21 protein-coding genes, 1 tRNA gene and 1 pseudogene are annotated in these 17,469 nt (G+C 58.4%); 15 read left to right on the forward strand and 8 right to left on the reverse strand.

Going from position 1 to position 17,469, the window contains the following annotated elements:
• Positions 1-10 precede the first annotated feature (10 nt).
• A complete protein-coding gene (locus E3O56_RS10010) occupies positions 11-265 on the forward strand; it encodes a succinate dehydrogenase assembly factor 2 (RefSeq protein WP_032877270.1) in 255 nt (84 codons plus the stop codon).
• On the forward strand, positions 249-695 hold the full coding sequence (locus E3O56_RS10015) for a protein YgfX (protein WP_248128151.1): 447 nt from the start codon (positions 249-251) through the stop codon (positions 693-695). The genes E3O56_RS10010 and E3O56_RS10015 overlap by 17 nt, the downstream gene beginning before the upstream one ends.
• Here E3O56_RS10015 and nadB read toward each other — a convergent pair.
• Entirely contained in the window at positions 664-2,280 is a 1,617-nt protein-coding gene (gene nadB / locus E3O56_RS10020; RefSeq protein WP_078820542.1) for an L-aspartate oxidase, read from the reverse strand. The two genes, E3O56_RS10015 and nadB, sit on opposite strands and share 32 nt — an antisense overlap.
• Positions 2,281-2,741: 461 nt before the next feature.
• Between nadB and rpoE the strand changes: the two genes are divergently transcribed.
• From rpoE to E3O56_RS10040, 4 genes are all read left to right on the forward strand, one after another.
• Entirely contained in the window at positions 2,742-3,323 is a 582-nt protein-coding gene (rpoE, locus tag E3O56_RS10025; RefSeq protein WP_003172477.1) for an RNA polymerase sigma factor RpoE, read from the forward strand.
• 32 nt (positions 3,324-3,355) lie between these two features.
• Positions 3,356-3,943, forward strand: coding sequence for an RseA family anti-sigma factor (locus E3O56_RS10030; protein WP_005786011.1), 588 nt, complete (start codon positions 3,356-3,358; stop codon positions 3,941-3,943).
• Positions 3,944-3,959: 16 nt separating this feature from the next.
• Positions 3,960-4,919 (forward strand): MucB/RseB C-terminal domain-containing protein, encoded by a 960-nt coding sequence (locus E3O56_RS10035; RefSeq protein WP_248128152.1) that lies wholly within the window; start codon positions 3,960-3,962, stop codon positions 4,917-4,919.
• Positions 4,920-5,154: 235 nt separating this feature from the next.
• Positions 5,155-6,591: a DegQ family serine endoprotease gene (locus E3O56_RS10040; protein WP_005786015.1), complete on the forward strand. Its 1,437-nt coding sequence runs from the start codon at positions 5,155-5,157 to the stop codon at positions 6,589-6,591.
• Positions 6,592-6,671: 80 nt separating this feature from the next.
• On the opposite strand, the gene E3O56_RS10045 is transcribed toward E3O56_RS10040, so the two are convergent.
• Positions 6,672-8,105: a M48 family metalloprotease gene (locus E3O56_RS10045; RefSeq protein ID WP_005786017.1), complete on the reverse strand. Its 1,434-nt coding sequence runs from the start codon at positions 8,103-8,105 to the stop codon at positions 6,672-6,674.
• 95 nt (positions 8,106-8,200) lie between these two features.
• Between E3O56_RS10045 and E3O56_RS10050 the strand changes: the two genes are divergently transcribed.
• Positions 8,201-8,440: a sulfurtransferase TusA family protein gene (locus E3O56_RS10050; protein ID WP_248128153.1), complete on the forward strand. Its 240-nt coding sequence runs from the start codon at positions 8,201-8,203 to the stop codon at positions 8,438-8,440.
• A gap of 19 nt (positions 8,441-8,459) precedes the next feature.
• Here the strand turns inward: E3O56_RS10050 and E3O56_RS10055 are convergent, their stop codons facing one another.
• A complete protein-coding gene (locus E3O56_RS10055) occupies positions 8,460-8,933 on the reverse strand; it encodes a peroxiredoxin (RefSeq protein WP_248128154.1) in 474 nt (157 codons plus the stop codon).
• A 10-nt stretch (positions 8,934-8,943) separates the two neighbouring features.
• Complete coding sequence (locus tag E3O56_RS10060) at positions 8,944-9,504, reverse strand: glycine cleavage system protein R (protein WP_003189463.1); 561 nt, start codon at positions 9,502-9,504, stop codon at positions 8,944-8,946.
• Positions 9,505-9,766: 262 nt separating this feature from the next.
• Here E3O56_RS10060 and dapA point away from each other — a divergent pair, with 262 nt between their 5' ends.
• The 7 genes from dapA to E3O56_RS10095 all read left to right on the forward strand — a co-directional run bounded on the left by dapA (position 9,767) and on the right by E3O56_RS10095 (position 14,381).
• Positions 9,767-10,645, forward strand: coding sequence for a 4-hydroxy-tetrahydrodipicolinate synthase (gene dapA, locus E3O56_RS10065; RefSeq protein WP_032877264.1), 879 nt, complete (start codon positions 9,767-9,769; stop codon positions 10,643-10,645).
• 17 nt (positions 10,646-10,662) lie between these two features.
• On the forward strand, positions 10,663-11,778 hold the full coding sequence (bamC, locus tag E3O56_RS10070; protein ID WP_005786026.1) for an outer membrane protein assembly factor BamC: 1,116 nt from the start codon (positions 10,663-10,665) through the stop codon (positions 11,776-11,778).
• A gap of 4 nt (positions 11,779-11,782) precedes the next feature.
• Positions 11,783-12,541, forward strand: a complete 759-nt coding sequence (locus E3O56_RS10075; RefSeq protein ID WP_005786028.1) for an MBL fold metallo-hydrolase — start codon at positions 11,783-11,785, stop codon at positions 12,539-12,541.
• A 27-nt stretch (positions 12,542-12,568) separates the two neighbouring features.
• Positions 12,569-13,282 (forward strand): phosphoribosylaminoimidazolesuccinocarboxamide synthase, encoded by a 714-nt coding sequence (gene purC / locus E3O56_RS10080; RefSeq protein WP_010212191.1) that lies wholly within the window; start codon positions 12,569-12,571, stop codon positions 13,280-13,282.
• Between the two features lie 83 nt (positions 13,283-13,365).
• Positions 13,366-13,455, forward strand: a tRNA-Ser gene (locus E3O56_RS10085).
• A gap of 121 nt (positions 13,456-13,576) precedes the next feature.
• Complete coding sequence (locus E3O56_RS10090; RefSeq protein WP_248128155.1) at positions 13,577-13,972, forward strand: nucleotidyltransferase domain-containing protein; 396 nt, start codon at positions 13,577-13,579, stop codon at positions 13,970-13,972.
• Entirely contained in the window at positions 13,962-14,381 is a 420-nt protein-coding gene (locus E3O56_RS10095; RefSeq protein ID WP_005786034.1) for a DUF86 domain-containing protein, read from the forward strand. Before E3O56_RS10090 ends, E3O56_RS10095 begins: the two co-directional genes overlap by 11 nt.
• 32 nt (positions 14,382-14,413) lie before the next feature.
• On the opposite strand, the pseudogene E3O56_RS10100 reads toward E3O56_RS10095, so the two are convergent.
• A pseudogene (locus E3O56_RS10100) lies at positions 14,414-14,494 on the reverse strand (type II toxin-antitoxin system RelB/DinJ family antitoxin); the annotation flags it as partial.
• A 522-nt stretch (positions 14,495-15,016) separates the two neighbouring features.
• On the opposite strand from E3O56_RS10100, the gene E3O56_RS10105 reads away from it, so the two are divergent.
• The gene (locus tag E3O56_RS10105) at positions 15,017-15,268 is read left to right on the forward strand and encodes a DUF3077 domain-containing protein (RefSeq protein ID WP_248128156.1); all 252 of its coding nucleotides are present in this window, start codon (positions 15,017-15,019) and stop codon (positions 15,266-15,268) included.
• Between the two features lie 73 nt (positions 15,269-15,341).
• Here the strand turns inward: E3O56_RS10105 and E3O56_RS10110 are convergent, their stop codons facing one another.
• From E3O56_RS10110 to E3O56_RS10120, 3 genes are all read right to left on the reverse strand, one after another.
• Entirely contained in the window at positions 15,342-16,568 is a 1,227-nt protein-coding gene (locus E3O56_RS10110; RefSeq protein WP_248128157.1) for an MFS transporter, read from the reverse strand.
• A 239-nt stretch (positions 16,569-16,807) separates the two neighbouring features.
• Positions 16,808-17,095, reverse strand: a complete 288-nt coding sequence (nadS, locus tag E3O56_RS10115; protein ID WP_003189536.1) for a NadS family protein — start codon at positions 17,093-17,095, stop codon at positions 16,808-16,810.
• 2 nt (positions 17,096-17,097) lie between these two features.
• Positions 17,098-17,412: a type II toxin-antitoxin system RelE/ParE family toxin gene (locus E3O56_RS10120; RefSeq protein WP_248128158.1), complete on the reverse strand. Its 315-nt coding sequence runs from the start codon at positions 17,410-17,412 to the stop codon at positions 17,098-17,100.
• Positions 17,413-17,469 lie beyond the last annotated feature (57 nt).

Here is a 17,469-nt window from a genome sequence, read left to right on the forward strand (position 1 = left end):
GGAGGGCTCCATGGTCGAAGATGTAGAAATCAATCGCCTCTACTGGCACAGCCGTCGTGGCATGCTGGAGCTGGATGTATTGCTGGTGCCTTTCACCAAAGAGGTGTACGCGACGCTCGATCAGGTGGACCGCGACCTCTACGTCAGGTTGCTGACCTGTGAAGATCAGGACATGTTCGGCTGGTTCATGGAGCGTGCTGAATCTGAAGATCCAGAGCTGCAGCGCATGGTTCGGATGATCCTGGATCGTGTCCAGCCCAAGTAATCGTTTTGAATGCCGCTGGCAGACCTCGCGGCGGTTGCTGGCGGCGTATCTGCTTGCCCTGCTGATCGCAATGGGCAGCCTGCTGGTTTTGAACCTGCCTTATTCGAGCCTCGGCATCCTGTTATGCCTGGCACACTGTGCGTGGGTGCTACCGCGCCATGTTCTGCTTACTCACCGTTCGTCGATTCGTGGCCTGCGCCGCGACGAAGATGGCTGGCAGTTATGGAGCTCTGCGCGCGGCTGGCACGCCGTGCAACTTCGCCCCGACAGCCTGGCGTTACCGTTGATCGTGGTGTTGCGTTATCGCGTGCAGGGTGAGCGGCGAGTACGCGCGGTCTGTGTGCCCAAGGACGCGCAGGCCGCCGATGTGCATCGGCGCCTGCGGGTACGCCTGAAGTTCAGCCGCCGTAGGTGGTTGGCACCAGAATAGTGTCGCGGGCTTCGGGCAACATCTGCGGATAATCGAGGGTGTAATGCAGGCCCCGGCTTTCCTTGCGCTCCATGGCTGAGCGGATCATCAACTCGGCCACTTGCGCCAGGTTGCGTAATTCGATCAGGTCGCGGCTGACTTTATAGTTGCTGTAGAACTCGTCGATCTCGTCCAACAGCAAACGTACCCGGTGCTGCGCCCGTTGCAGGCGCTTGTTGGTGCGCACAATGCCCACGTAGTCCCACATGAAACGCCGCAACTCGTCCCAGTTGTGCGCGATGATCACGTCTTCGTCCGAATCGGTGACCTGGCTGGCGTCCCAGCGGGGCAGGGCGGCTGGGACCTTGATGCGCGGCAGTTGTTCAAGGATATCCGCTGCTGCCGAGCGAGCGTACACGAAGCACTCGAGCAGCGAATTGCTGGCCATGCGATTGGCGCCGTGCAGACCGGTAAAGCTGGTTTCACCGATGGCGTAGAGGCCGGGCACGTCGGTGCGCCCGTGCTGGTCAACCATCACGCCGCCGCAGGTGTAGTGCGCAGCCGGCACTACCGGGATCGGGCCTTTGGTGATATCGATATTGAACGTCAGGCAGCGTTCATAGACGGTCGGGAAGTGGGTCTTGATAAACGCTTCGGGCTTGTGGCTGATATCCAGGTAGACGCAATCGATACCCAGGCGCTTCATCTCGTGGTCGATGGCGCGGGCGACAATGTCGCGCGGTGCCAGCTCGGCGCGTGGGTCGAAGCGCTGCATGAAGCGCTCGCCATTGGGCAGCTTCAAGTGCGCACCTTCGCCGCGCAGGGCTTCGGTGATCAGGAAACTCTTGGCTTGCGGGTGGTACAGGCAGGTGGGGTGGAACTGATTGAACTCCAGGTTGGCCACCCGGCAGCCCGAGCGCCAGGCCATGGCAATGCCGTCGCCACAAGCACCGTCGGGGTTGCTGGTATAGAGATAGACCTTCGCGGCCCCGCCCGAAGCAAGAATAGTGAAGCGCGCCCCGTAGGTATCGACTTCGCCGCTGGTACGATTGAGTACGTAGGCGCCGAGGCAGCGCTCGCCCGCAAGGCCCAGGCGTTTTTCGGTGATCAGGTCGACGGCGACGCGTTGCTCCAGCAATTGGATGTTGGGCCGTTGGCGAGCCTGGTCGAGCAGGGTCTTGAAAATCGCGGCACCCGTGGCGTCGGCGGCGTGAATGATACGGCGATGGCTGTGGCCGCCTTCGCGTGTCAGGTGGAACTCAAAGCCGCCGTCGTCGCTGCCGGCATGTTCATCACGGGTGAAGGGCACACCTTGGTCGATCAGCCATTGGATGGCTTCCCGGCTGTGCTCGACGGTGAAGCGCACGGCCTCCTCATTGCACAGGCCGCCGCCAGCGTTAAGGGTGTCTTCGACATGCGATTGCACCGTGTCGGTGTCGTCCAGTACCGCCGCGACACCGCCCTGGGCCCAGAATGTCGAGCCGTTGGCCAGGTCGCCTTTGCTCAAAACCGCAATGCGCAGGTGGCTGGGTAGGGTCAGGGCAAGGCTCAATCCGGCTGCGCCGCTGCCGATCACCAGCACATCGTGTTGAAACTGTTGGCTCATTGGAAGGATTCCGCAAAAAGCGATCCGAAGGAGCGGCGCAAACAGGACGCCTGGATCGGCGAATCAAAGGGTCACACGGGCCACTAGTATATAGAGGGGTGGAGCGGCACAATAGCCACGCATTCGTGGCATTGTGAGATTATGCTGCGCAGCTTTGGGAAACAGCCGGTTGGCGGGACGGGAACTTTTTGCATGGGCCCCGACTCAATAGCAGGTTGCCCGAAAGCTGGGAAAACGTTGAGTTTATTGGCCCGTCGGGAGCATTGGACGCGTCACGAAACCGGCGACAAGATTATTCGCGCAGCCGGCCCCGCCCGGGCTGCGTTTTTCGTGTGTGCCAAATCAGTGCATGCCGGAAACTTGCTTGAAGGGGGAGAACTTTTGCGAAAAGCCCGAGTCTATGTTTGCAAGCCTGATCGTTTAGTTATGCAAGCCTCCTTCAAGTACAACGAGGAGTGTTCATGCTAACCCAGGAAGAGGATCAGCAGCTGGTCGAGCGCGTACAACGCGGCGACAAGCGAGCATTTGATCTGCTAGTGCTGAAATACCAGCACAAAATTCTCGGGTTGATCGTGCGGTTTGTGCACGACACCCATGAAGCGCAGGACGTTGCACAGGAAGCCTTTATCAAGGCGTACCGTGCACTTGGAAATTTCCGCGGTGATAGTGCGTTTTATACGTGGCTATATCGCATCGCCATTAACACGGCGAAGAACTATCTGGTGTCTCGCGGCCGCCGCCCACCAGACAGTGATGTCAGTTCAGAAGATGCTGAATTTTACGATGGTGATCACGGCCTCAAAGATCTCGAGTCGCCGGAGCGTGCATTGCTGCGCGACGAGATCGAAGGCACCGTCCATCGAACAATTCAGCAACTGCCAGAAGATTTGCGTACGGCATTAACTTTACGTGAATTCGATGGTCTGAGTTACGAAGACATTGCGAGCGTCATGCAATGTCCGGTGGGGACTGTAAGGTCACGGATTTTCCGGGCCCGGGAAGCCATCGACAAAGCCTTGCAACCATTGTTGCAGGAAAACTAAAGACAGCGGCGACAGCCAAGAGAGGAACCGCCATGAGTCGTGATGCCCTGCAGGAATCGCTGTCCGCAGTGATGGATAACGAAGCGGATGAACTGGAACTTCGTCGAGTGCTTAACGCATTTGATGATGCCGAAACCCGTGATACCTGGTCTCGTTACCAAGTCGCTCGGGCGGTGATGCACAAGGATCTTTTAATCCCTCGTCTGGATATTGCTGCGGCCGTTTCTGCCGCGCTGGCTGATGAAGCCGTTCCGGCCAAAGCTGCTCGTGGCCCGTGGCGTAGCCTGGGTCGACTGGCAGTGGCTGCCTCGGTGACCGTCGCCGTACTGGCTGGTGTTCGCCTGTACAACCAGGACGAAATTGCCGGTGCCGAACTGGCCCAGCAAACTCAGCAGCCCGTCATGGCGGGTCCGCAAGTCAAAGGCCCGGCTGTACTGGCAGGCTACAAGGAAAGCTCTGATACCACAGGCCCGATGGCCAATGGTGTGCTTCAAGGGCAATCCGGCTGGCAAGATCAGCGTCTACCAGGCTACCTGCGTCAGCACGCACAGGAATCGGCCGCCAAAGGCACCGAAAGCGCTCTGCCATACGCTCGCGCAGCCAGTCAGGAAAATCGCTGATCCGTTAGGGAGCTCTATGCGCGCCATACCGCTCCTTGCGCTTTTGCTCAGTAGTTGGATTGCACAGTCCGCCCATGCCGATGAAGCCCAAGACTGGCTGACTCGACTTGGGCGTGCAGAGCAGCAGCAAAGCTTTGAAGGTACGTTTGTTTACGAACGTAATGGCAGTTTTTCTACCCACGCTATCTGGCACCGTGTGCAGGACGGTCATGTCCGTGAGCGGTTGCTGCAACTGGACGGCTCGCCTCAGGAAACTGTACGGTTGGATGGCCGGACGCACTGCGTCAGTGGCGATCTGAGTGCTGGGTTGGTTACCTCTTCTGATGCACCTTCGCGTGCTCCCGATTCAAAAAAACTCACTCAATTCTATGAACTTGCCGTCATTGGCAAATCCCGCGTGGCCGGTCGTCATGCTGTGATTGTGTCAATCAGCCCGCGAGATCACTACCGCTACGGCTTTGAATTGCACCTGGATCGTGAGACGGCTCTGCCGCTCAAATCCCTGCTGCTCAATGATCAGGGGCAGTTGCTGGAGCGCTTTCAGTATGCGCGCCTGGATACCTCGGTCATTCCTGCCGAGCATGACTTACAGCCTGGCAGCGAATGCAAGCCTGTTGCTGCTTCCACCGACAAAGCCTCTGACATGCCTGCCTCCCAGGCGTGGCATCTGGATTGGCTGCCGCCTGGTTTCCAGCAGGTCAGCAGCACCACGCGCAAAGACAGCCAAACGAAATCGACCGTCGATAGCCTGATGTATGATGATGGGCTCGCACGCTTTTCTGTATTTCTTGAGTCCGCCAAGGGCGCCGACATGAATGAAACCCGCGCTCAACTCGGCCCGACGGTGGCGGTTTCTCGGCGTTTGAATACGGTTGACGGTGAGATGATGGTCACCGTAGTAGGGGAGATCCCCGTCGGCACTGCTGAGCGTATCGCGCTGTCGGTACGCGGTGAAAATACCGCTGTCAGGCCGTGAGATTGTTAATTCTATGTTCATCCTGACCTTTCAATCTGTGCTCAAGTTAGGTTGAGGGCCGATCGTATGAAATTTCTGGATCAGCATTTTCACTTGCAAAAACTTCCCATGTTTTTTATAGGTCAGGGTTTGTTGGCTCTGGCCTTGTTTTGTTCGCGGAACAAAAATGTCGTTTGCCGCATTCGGCGTTTATTGGACCCTGTCGCTTAACCCTGCTCGTCGTAACGGGAGCTGTATGTCGATACCACGTTTGAAGTCTTACCTATCCATAGTCGCCACAGTGCTGGTACTGGGTCAGGCCTTACCTGCGCAAGCAGTTGAGCTGCCTGACTTCACCCAACTGGTAGAGCAAGCCTCACCGGCGGTGGTGAATATCAGTACCACCCAGAAACTGCCGGATCGCAAAGTTTCGAACCAGCAGATGCCCGACCTGGAAGGCTTGCCGCCCATGCTGCGCGAGTTCTTCGAGCGCGGTATGCCGCAACCGCGCACCCCTCGTGGTGGCGGTGGTCAGCGCGAAGCCCAATCCCTGGGGTCCGGCTTCATCATTTCGCCTGACGGCTATATTCTGACCAACAACCACGTGATTGCCGATGCCGACGAAATCCTCGTGCGCCTGGCTGATCGCAGTGAGCTCAAGGCCAAGCTGATCGGTACCGACCCGCGTTCCGACGTAGCCTTGCTTAAAATCGATGGCAAGGACCTGCCGGTTCTCAAACTGGGCAAATCCCAGGACTTGAAGGCCGGCCAATGGGTCGTCGCGATCGGTTCGCCGTTCGGCTTTGACCATACCGTCACCCAGGGTATCGTCAGTGCTATTGGCCGCAGCCTGCCGAATGAAAACTACGTACCGTTTATCCAGACCGACGTGCCGATCAACCCGGGCAACTCTGGGGGGCCATTGTTCAACCTGGCTGGCGAAGTGGTAGGCATCAACTCACAGATCTACACCCGTTCCGGTGGTTTCATGGGCGTGTCTTTCGCGATCCCGATCGACGTGGCCATGGACGTCTCCAATCAGCTCAAAAGCGGTGGCAAAGTCAGCCGTGGCTGGTTGGGCGTAGTGATCCAGGAAGTTAACAAAGACCTGGCTGAATCCTTCGGCCTCGACAAGCCGGCCGGTGCTCTGGTTGCGCAAATCCAGGACAATGGTCCAGCGGCCAAAGGCGGCCTTAAAGTCGGCGACGTGATTCTGAGCATGAACGGCCAACCCATCGTCATGTCGGCGGACCTGCCTCATCTGGTCGGCGCGCTCAAGGCTGGCGGCAAAGCCAAACTGGAAGTGATTCGTGACGGCAAGCGCCAGAACGTGGAGCTGACCGTCGGTGCGATCCCGGAAGAAGGTGCGACGCTGGATGCCCTGGGTAATGCCAAGCCGGGTGCAGAGCGCAGCAGTAACCGCCTGGGCATCGCCGTGGTTGAACTGACCGCCGAGCAGAAGAAGACGTTTGACCTGCAAAGCGGTGTGGTGATCAAGGAAGTCCAGGATGGCCCAGCCGCCTTGATCGGCCTGCAGCCGGGCGACGTGATCACTCACCTGAACAATCAGGCGATCAACACCACCAAGGAGTTCACCGACATCGCCAAGGCGTTGCCGAAGAACCGTTCGGTGTCGATGCGCGTACTGCGTCAAGGTCGTGCCAGCTTCATTACCTTCAAGTTGGCCGAGTAATCGTCAAGCCTGCATTGCAATAGAAACAAAAAGCCCCGCTGCCGGTTAACGGCAGCGGGGCTTTTTTGTGGGTGACGGGTTTAGCTCATCATCCCTTTCACCAGGCGTTCCTGTTCGATCAGCTCACGCTGACGTGCGTCGATACGTGAGGACAGTGGGAAATTACTGCCGGCGCGGCGCTTGGCAAAGTCCAGTTGCTGGATGGCCTGCTGGAAGTCCCCCACCAGTGCGAAGTATTCGGCGCGGGCCTGATGCAAGCCGATGATGTTGCCGGACAGGCCGCGTGTTTCGGCCACCTGATACCACACGTCCGGATCGTCGGGGCGTGACTTGAGCAAGCCATCCAGCGCCTTTTCGGCATCGGCGGTGCGGTTCTGCTTAAGCAGCAGGTCTACCCGCACCTGGTTCAGCGGATAGTTGCTGGGGTACTGGGTGAGCATACGGTCAGTCCGTTGCTGGGCATCCGCCATGCGGTTGCTGGTGATGTCCAGTTCGATCTGCGCCAGGTTGTAGGTGATGTCATTGGGTGCCTTGGCCAGCAGCGGTGCCAGGCTCTCCCGTGCTTCCTTGAGTTGGACTCCCTTGATCTGCGCAATGGCGAGGCCATAACGCGCTACATCGTTTTTGGGGTTGTCGTCCAACTGCGCCTGGAAGCGCTTGGCAGCCAGGCCAGGCGTGTCTTCGTATTTCAATTGCACGCGTGCGCGAATCAGTTGATAGCGCAGGCTGTCTTCCTTGCCGCCGAGTTTGGCCTGCTCGGCGCGGTTGCGGGTGTCGGCAATACGCGATTCGGTCACTGGGTGCGTCAACAGGAACTCCGGTGGCTTGGCATCGAAGCGGTACTGACGCATCAGGCGTTCGAACATGGTGGGCATCGACCGCGGGTCGTAGCCGGCTTTCTCCAGGTTGAGGATGCCGATGCGGTCTGCCTCTTGTTCGTTCTGCCGGGAGAACCGACGCTGCTCCTGGATCGCAGCCGCTTGTGAGCCGGCAATTGCTGCGATACCCGCATCGCCGGCACCCGCGGCGGCGGCAATAATGCCGCCAAGCAGCGCCGCCATCATTGGCAGTTGCATGCGTGACTGGGCTTCCACGCCCCTGGCAAAGTGACGCTGGGACAAGTGCGCCAGTTCGTGGGCCAGTACCGACGCGTATTCACCTTCGGTCTGGGCGTTGAGGAACAAGCCGCCGTTCACCCCAATGATCCCGCCGGGTGCCGCAAAGGCGTTGAGCTGCGGGCTGTTGATCAGGATGAATTCCAGGCGCCGATCGTTGACCTGGCTGGTTTCCACCAGCTTGTACACGCTGGTTTCTACGTAGTCCTTGAGTTGCGGGTCGTTAAGCTGCGACACCTGACCGCGCAAATAGGCCAGCCAGGCGCGGCCCAGTTGATATTCCTGTTGGGGCGAGACAATGGCAGAACTGGCGTCACCAAGTGACGGCAGCTCATCAGCGAAGGCCGGGGAGGCCAGCAGGCAGGCCAGCGTCAGCAGGGTAGGGCGCAAAAAAGTCATGCACAAAGCCTTTCGACAAAGAGCTTACTGTAGCCGGACACTGCGCCTGGGACCAGATATTCTAAGCAGCCCGAATGTTTGCCTGGAGTAACACCATGACCGACGCTGTAGCCTTTGACGCCGAACTCGATGCCAGCGGCCTCAACTGCCCGTTGCCCCTGCTCAAGGCCAAGCTGGAACTCAATAAAATGGCCTGCGGTGCGGTGCTCAAGGTGACCGCCACCGACGCTGGCTCCCAGCGTGACTTCCGCACCTTTGCCAAACTCGCCGGCCACACCCTGGAGCATGAAGAAGACGCCGAGGGTGTGTACCGGTATTGGTTGCGCAAGGCCTGACGGCTTTATCGACGCACAATCAGGCCTTGTTCAGCGCCTGCGCTGCCGCCAACACGGCATCCACATGCCCCGGCACTTTCACGCCGCGCCATTCCCGACGCAGCACGCCTTCGCTGTCGATCAGAAAGGTGCTGCGATCCACGCCCAGGTATTCCTTGCCGTACAGCTTCTTGAGCTTGATCACATCAAACAGCTGGCAGACCGCTTCGTCCTTGTCGCTGATCAGCTCGAAAGGAAACTCCTGCTTGGCCTTGAAGTTCTCGTGGGACTTCACGCTGTCACGCGACACACCAAACACTTCAGTGTTGGCGGCCTGGAAAGCTGCGTACTGGTCACGAAAGCCCTGGCCTTCAGTGGTGCAGCCCGGGGTGCTGTCCTTGGGGTAGAAGTAGATCACCACTTGCTTGCCCTTGAGAGCTGCGAGGCTGAAAGTCTGGCCGCTGGTGGCCTGGGCTTCGAAGTCTGCGACGGGTTTGTCGATGGCTACCGGCATGAGTCTTTCCTTACATTGGGTTCTGTGGGCGCCATGGCTCGATCAGCGCGTCGAGGTTCAGGGCATCGGCAAAATCCAGGAACTGGTCGCGCAACCAGCTGATCTGTACGCCGGCCGGCAGGGTAACGGTGAACGTGGCGTTGAGCATGGTGCCGCCGGTTTGAGGTGCCTGATAGGTGTCGCAGGTCAGGTTTTCCAGCTCGACGTTGTGGTCGATGAAGAACTGGCACAACTCGTTGACGATGTCCGAGCGGTAGGCCGAGCTGACGTACGCCACATAAGGCAAGGCCTGTGGGCGATTTTCCAGGGCGGCGCTGCGCACCACATTGACGGTGAAGTCGTGCTTTTTGGCCAGGCCCGGCAGGCCGGTTTCCAGGCGCGCCAATGCGTCCCAGGAGCCGGAAATCTGCAAGACCAGCGCGCTGCACTCGCCGTGGCGAGTCAGGCGCGAGGTCACGACCGCGCAGCGGTTCTCATGGCTGGCGCGGCACAGGACGTTGGTCAGCTCCATGGGGTTGGCGCCGAGGGCACTGATAACAAGGAATTGTTCGCGAACTGTGGGGGTGGACATGCAGCCTTCCTAAAGCGATGAGCGGTCAATACTGTGTGGGCCGTATCGATCAAAGGATCAAGGGTAGCGAAAAGCGTCGCCAAGGGCTAGGAGGTGGCGTTTTCATTGCGTGATCGGCCGGCTTGAAGCGGTGCTTTGGCCCAATGATGGCATTGCCCGACGTTTAGTTGCTCCAGAACGCATCCTCACGCGGTACTTCGCTTGTACAAGCATCTTGGCGCCAGTACCATTACGGCTCTCTTTTTCCGGCAGGAGCGGTTGCATGATTGCGGGCAGTATGGTGGCACTGGTCACACCCATGGATGCACAAGGTCGTCTCGACTGGGACAGCCTGGGCAAACTGGTGGACTTCCACCTGCAAGAGGGCACCAACGCCATCGTGGCGGTCGGCACCACAGGTGAATCGGCCACCCTCGATGTGGAAGAACACATCCAGGTGATCGAGTTCGTGGTCAAGCGCGTTGCGGGCCGCATCGCCGTGATCGCCGGAACGGGTGCCAACTCCACGCGCGAAGCGATCGAGCTGACCCGCAACGCCAAGAAAGCCGGCGCCGATGCGTGCCTGCTGGTGACCCCGTACTACAACAAGCCGACCCAGGAAGGCTTGTACCAGCACTTCAAAGCCATCGCCGAAGCCGTCCAGATCCCGCAGATCCTCTATAACGTACCGGGTCGTACCGCGTGCGATATGAAGGCCGAGACCGTGATCCGCCTGTCCACCGTGCCGAACATCATCGGTATCAAGGAAGCCACTGGCGACCTGCAGCGCGCCAAGGACATCCTGGCCGGCGTGAGCAGTGACTTCCTGGTGTATTCCGGTGACGACGCCACCGCTGTCGAATTGATCCTGCTGGGTGGCAAGGGCAACATCTCCGTGACCGCCAACGTGGCTCCGCGTGCCATGAGCCAGATGTGCGCCGCCGCCATCGCCGGCGATGCCGCGACGGCCCGTGCGATCCACGAGAAGCTGATGCCGCTTAACAAGACACTGTTTATCGAATCCAATCCTATTCCCGTGAAATGGGCGCTGACTGAGATGGGCCTGATGCCGGACGGTATCCGTCTGCCGCTCACCCGGCTCAGTGAAGCCTGTCACGAACCGCTGCGACAGGCCCTGCGCCAGTCCGGCGTCCTGGTTTAATTGAGGAAGCACTACGCATGAAGCGATTGGCCGGACTTTCCGCACTTGCCTTGATTATCTCCAGCACCAGTGGCTGCGGTTGGGTATGGGGCCCGGAAGGCTACTTCCGTGACCGCGGCAGCGATTACCTGGAAGCGCAAGCAACCAAACCGATGCAGTTGCCGCCTGATGTCAATGTCGCCAAGCGTCTTGACCCCTTGTTGCCGATCCCACGCAACGTCGCCGACGACACCGTCAAGGGCGAGTACGTAGTACCACGCCCGCAGCCGATCACGGCAGTGGCCGATGCCAGCGACTACAGCCTGCAGAAAAGTGGCGACAACCGCTGGATCGTGGCTCAGCGCCCACCTGCCGAAGTCTGGCCGGTGGCAGTGCAGTTCTTCCAGGACAACGGTTTCCGTCTCGACCAGCAACGCCCGCAAACCGGTGAGTTCACCACGGCGTGGCAGCAAGGCCGCGAGTTGTCCGCCAACATGGCTCAGCGCCTGCTGGCCGGTGGTGTAGCCGCCGACAGCGAGGCCCGTGTGCGTGTGCGCATCGAGCCAGGCGTGCAGCGCAATACCAGTGAAGTCTATGTGGTCAGCGCCGAGCGCCCTGCCGGCAGCACGGCCAACGTCGATTTCACCCCGCGTTCGGTCAACACCGGCGTCGATGCCGCGCTGGTCGACGAGATGCTCGCCAGCATGAGCCGTATCTCCGAGAAGGGCGGTTCCGTTTCCCTGCTCGCGGCCCGTGACTACGACACCCCTAACCGCGTCAGCCTCACCGAAGACGGCAGCGGTAACGTGGTGCTCAACCTGGGTGAAGACCTCGACCGTGCCTGGGCCAGTGTTGGCCGTGCGTTGGAGCAAGGCCCTTGGCGCGTTGAAGACATCAACCGCAGCCTGGGCCTGTACTACATCAACGTGGCTGAAAAGGCCGAGAAGAAAGACGACGAGCCAGGTTTCTTCGGCAAACTGTTCGGCAGCGCGCCGACCAAGGAAGAGATCGAAACCCGTGCCGAGCGTTATCAGGTTCGTTTGAGCAAGGTTGGCGAAAGCGTGCAAGTCACCGTCGAGAAGAACATCAACACCGTCGCGCCAGCTGAAACAGCGCGCAAAGTGTTGGGCGTGATTCAAGACAATTTGGGCTGATTCGGTGCGTTTTGCCGTTCTCGGCAGCGGTAGCCAAGGGAACGGTACGCTGGTCGCTCACGATGACACGTATGTGCTGGTCGATTGTGGTTTCTCGTTAAGAGAAACCGAGCGACGCCTGCTGCGCCTCGGGGTTCACCCCACGCAGTTGAGCGCAATTCTGGTCACCCACGAACATGCCGACCACGTGCATGGCGTGGGTTTACTGTCTCGGCGCTACAATCTGCCGGTGTACTTGAGTCGCGGCACGCTGCGCGGGATGCGCAAACCCATCGAGCCGGCAGGTTTTCTGGCCGGTGGCGAGCAACTGCAAATCGGTGCCTTGAGCATCAATGTCATCGCGGTTGCCCACGATGCCCAGGAGCCTACGCAATACGTATTCAGTGACGGCCAGCGGCGTTTTGGCGTGCTGACCGACCTGGGTTCCTACTGCGCCAGGGTGCTGGACGGTTACCGGGACCTCGATGCCTTGATGATCGAGTCCAACCACTGCAGGGATCTGCTGGCGCGCGGTCACTACCCTTACTTTCTCAAGCAGCGGGTGGGCGGCGAGCTGGGACATTTGAACAATCACCAGGCGGCGTACCTGGTGTATGAGTTGGGCTGGCAAGACCTGCAACACCTGGTCCTGGCTCACCTCAGCAGCAAGAACAACCTGCCGACGCTTGCCCGGCAATGTTTTGTCGACACCCTCGGGTGCGACCCGGACTGGCTGCAACTGGCCGATCAAGATTCAGGGCTCGACTGGCGACACATCGCCTAGCCCACCTTACTCAAAGCGGAGCCCATCATGGAAAAACGTGAAGAACTCTACCGCGGCAAAGCCAAGTCGGTGTACAAGACCGACGACGCCAACCGCCTGATCCTGCTGTTTCGCAACGACACCTCGGCGTTCGACGGCAAGCGCATCGAACAGCTTGATCGCAAGGGCATGGTGAACAACAAGTTCAACGCCTTCATCATGCAGAAGCTCGAAGCGGCCGGTATCCCGACCCAATTCGACAAACTGCTGGGCGACAACGAGTGCCTGGTCAAGAAGCTCGACATGATCCCGGTGGAATGCGTCGTGCGTAACTACGCCGCCGGCAGCCTGGTCAAGCGCCTGGGCGTGGAAGAGGGCCTCAAGCTCAACCCTTACACGTTTGAACTGTTCCTGAAGGACGACGCCAAGGGCGACCCGTTCATCAACGAATCCCACGTTGTGGCGTTCGGCTGGGGCACCGCTGAACAACTGGCGCGCATGAAAGAGTTGTCCCTCAAGGTCAACGACGTGCTGAGCAAGCTGTTCGACGACGCTGGCCTGTTGCTGGTGGACTTCAAGCTGGAGTTCGGCGTATTCCACGACGGCTCAATCGTCCTGGGCGACGAATTCAGCCCGGACGGCTGCCGCCTGTGGGACAAGGACACCAAGAAGAAGATGGACAAAGACCGCTTCCGCCAGGGCCTCGGTGACGTGATCGAAGCCTACGAAGAAGTCGCCAATCGTCTCGGCGTACCGCTGTAATCGACGCAAGCATCTGATAGCACGGAAAAAAATCACCTTTGGGGTTTGCTTCCGCGAAACACACTGTTATGATGCGCGCCGTTGGAGAGATGCCAGAGTGGCCGAATGGGACGGATTCGAAATCCGTTGTACCTTCACCGGTACCTAGGGTTCGAATCCCTATCTCTCCGCCATTATTTATAAACAGAAACCCCCAATAACTTAAAGGTTGTTGGGGGTTTTTGTTTTTGTAGCAGAAATGCTCAGGTGAATTCTGCTACGGTCGTGATTACCTGATGACAATGCGGGTCAATCATGAATTTTGAAAAAGTGCTCACGCATTTGCAGGCTAACCTTCCAGGTCTTTTGGCAGTGTACGTCTTTGGCAGCCAGGCGACGGGCGAGGCACATGCCGACAGCGATCTTGACGTGGCTGTGCTGATTGAGGGAAGCATTGACCCACTGCAACTGTGGCGCTTATCCGGGGAGTTAGCGGATATCGTCAAGGTCCCCGTTGATTTGCTGGACTTACGCGCGGCCTCGACGGTCATGCAATACCAAGTCATAACCACAGGGCGCCGCCTCTGGAGCAAGGACAGTCAGGCGGGTATCTTCGAGAGCTACATACTCAGCGAGAAAACTGCATTGGATTGCGCCAGGGCAGAGCTGCTAGTCGACATTCAAAAGGATGGAACGGTATATGGCCGATGATGTACTCATCAACAAGGCTGCCAGTATTGAGCGTTGCGTTGCTCGTGCTCGGGAGGAGTACGAAAAGGATCCAGCCAGTTTTGCCACTGACTTCACCCGTCAAGATGCGGCCATTCTCAATATTCAGCGTGCCTGCGAGGCGGCTCTGGACATGGGGCAACATCTGATTCGTCGTGAGCGCCTCGGTGTCCCCCAAAGTGCTCGTGACGTGTTTGAGCTGCTGGCGCAGGGAGGATGGGTGAATCCTTCCTTACTGACTAACCTGAAAAACATGGTCGGTTTCCGCAATATCGCGGTGCATGAGTATCAGACGCTTCAGTTGCCTATTGCCGTTGCGATCATCACCAAACATCTGGGCGATTTCCTGGCATTCAGTGCACATGTCTTGACTAAGGACGCGGGCCAGTAAGCCTATTCAAATGGCCCGCGGTAAAATCTAGGCTATAGGTCGTCTAGAGAAACCTTCACTCGCTGAGCAGACGCCTGGCGCTCACGTACGGTCGCTATCAACGCTTCATCCTCTTTTGCCGGGCGCTTTCTATCCGATTCTTTTACCGTTTCCCTTGGTCTTTTCTTCGCCTCTTGCTCGGTTACGTATTCACCTGTGACCGCATCGCGATATCTCGTTGGCATATCAGCACCCTTGACAGTATGTCGCCACGGCGGCGACTTTTTGAGACTAGCTCGCAGGCTTATGCACACAAGGTTCCCGGTGGGGATACTGGTTACCAAGCTTTTCTGAAACAGGTGCTTACGTTGTGCAGGTTCGACAGTTTTCCAGCAGGGTTGCGTTGGCTCGGGCAGGGCGCTAACCTTCCGCCGTCGTCCTCATGGCGACCGGTTTTGACAGACTGATTTACAGGTGTACGACCTCCATGCGATTACAGGCTTTTCTGCTGTGATGTCGTTTTATGGCGGCTGTGCGTGGGGCATCTTCGGGTGCGCCGGGTCCTGTATACCGGTCTGTCAACCCGCGCACAGCTGCCACCTGATCCTGTTTGACAGCGGGATGTGGCAGTTCCTATTGCATACAGGAGCTACACAATGAGCAATCTCGATTCTGATTCCGAGTTTTCCCCGCGTAAAATATTCCATGTAGGCACTGATGTCGGCACCGAAGAAGCCCTCACCAACGCCACCGAAATCCTCTCATCCGCCCTTCAAACCGCCTACCAATGCGCCGAAGATCCACACAGCACGCAGTCGCCCGTGATCATGGCCCTGGCTCAATTGATCGAGAACGCGCAAGCCTTGGTGGACGCCGTACTCGAGCGTGATTTCCCCACGGCCAAATAAATACCTGCTCCCTGAAACGAAAAAAGCCTGCTGAACTCAACGCTCAGCAGGCTTTTTTGCGCATACAACCCGGTCAGGCAGGCTGTGCCACCAGGTTATTACTGACCTTGCGCCCCAACACCAGCACGGTCGCAAACCCGAACCCTACCAACACCGTGGCCAGGCTCAACAACACCGAGCTGCCCAGCTGGTCGACGATGCGTCCGCCAAAGAACGAACCCAGGGCGATGATGACCTGAAACAGCGCCACAAACAGTGGCATGCCGCGCTCTACATCCTTGGGCGCCACCACAAACATCCAGATACTGGCGCAGGCTGGGAAGGCGCCGAAGGCGAAACCCCAGAGTGCGATCAGCATCGAGGCGCCGGAAAGGCCGGTGGCGAAGTAGGGGAACAGTGCTGTGCTGGTGCCAATCATCAGTGCAACCAGCAGCAGGGTGTGACGCACACTGCGGTTAGCGGCGAAACCGGCAAAAACATTGCCCATTACCCCGGCTACGCCATAGAGCAGCAGCAATGAACCAATTGTCGGGCCGTCAAAGCCGGAGCTGTTTTTGAAGAAGGGCGCGACATAGGTATACGCAGCAAAGTGCGCCAGGCCGATCAGCAATACAGCGATCAAGCCGACTCGCGCCTGTGGGTTGATAAACAACGCGGGCAAGTCACGAATCTCAATGGCCTTTTCCGGGGTCAGTCGCGGTAGCAGGAAGATCTGCGCCAGCAGCACCGGAATGCCCACCAACGCCGTGACGAGGAAGGTCATGCGCCAGCCCATCAGGCCGCTGAGCCAGGTACCCACAGGCACGCCCAGTACGGTGGCGAGCGTTACGCCCATCATGATGATCGAGGTGGCTTTCGCAACCCCAACGCCTTTGGGTGCCAGCCGCCCGCTGAGGGCAATGGCCGTGGCCCAGAAGCCGCCGATGCTGATGCCGAGCAATACGCGGCCGAACAGCAGCAGGCTGAAATCGGTGGCGAAGGCCACCACCGAGTTGGCGATGATCATCACCAGTGTCAGGCCAATCAGCAGATAGCGACGGTCCATGGCGCCAATGCTGACCGACAGAAACGGCGCGGCGAGGGCGGCCATGATGCCGGGCAATGTGACCATCAATCCGGCGTGACCGGCACTGATGCCCAGGTCGCTGGCGACGTCGTTGAGTACGCCCACCGGCAGGAATTCACTGGTCACCAGGGCGAAGGCACCCACGGCGACCGAAAGAATCGCCAGCCACTGCTGTTTGACGCTTTGTTGATCATGTTCGGGAAGCCCGCTAGGGGCCTGGCTCGCGCTTGGCATGGGATTGGGTTCCGGGAGGAATGTCGCCTGAAGCCAGGCGAGGAGGGAATTTGGAGCGATTATAGGAATCAGTGGCGGCAATCGTTCAGGCGCTCGTTTCGATAGTAATCATCAGTGGTATCGATGTGAGATTTTAAAGAGCCTTAAATCTGCCGTACAAACGAAAAAGCCCGTCGCTGAGTCAGCTCCGAGCTTTTCCGGTTATGACGATGTTTAAGGCGCAGCAGTGGAGTCTTATTTTAGCTAGCCAACGCATTCAGTACATGGACTGGGTCATTATGGATAGCTTTCAACAATGCCTTTGCTGGTCCGGTAGGTTCACGACGACCCTGCTCCCAGTTACGTAATGTGCCAAGTTGCACATCAATCAGCGCTGCGAATTTAGCCTGGGTCAGCCCTGTCGCCTTACGGATCTCTTTGACTCGCATTGAATCAACATGGAATTCACGAGAAGGTTCGCGTTCTCCGCGCAGGATCTCGTTCATCTCTTGAACGCTTTCCATCAATTCATCAAAAAATCTGCTCATAGCTATCTCCAGTGCTCAATCGCAGCCTTCAGTGACTTGCGCTCGTCGGCAGTCAAGTCCTGCTGTTCATTTTTGGGATAGACCATCAGTAGAACAATCTGTGATGCCGAGACGAAGTGGTAATAGATCACCCGCGCCCCGCCTCGTTTGCCATGGCCCTTGGCTGCTACTCGTATCTTGCGAACTCCACCCGTACCCTCGATTACATCGCCAGCAGAAGGGTTGACTACCAACACGTTCTGAAGAGCCGTGTAGGCATCCTCGTCGATCAATTCTTTAACGCGACGGGTGAAGACTGACGTCTCTATGAAAATCATCGCTAATGTACGCCATTGGCTTAGTTGACTGCAATCCTAGCCGTGCGTGCTTCGACG

Source organism: Pseudomonas sp. W2Aug9, from assembly GCF_023127755.1.
Lineage (GTDB): Bacteria > Pseudomonadota > Gammaproteobacteria > Pseudomonadales > Pseudomonadaceae > Aquipseudomonas > Aquipseudomonas synxantha_A.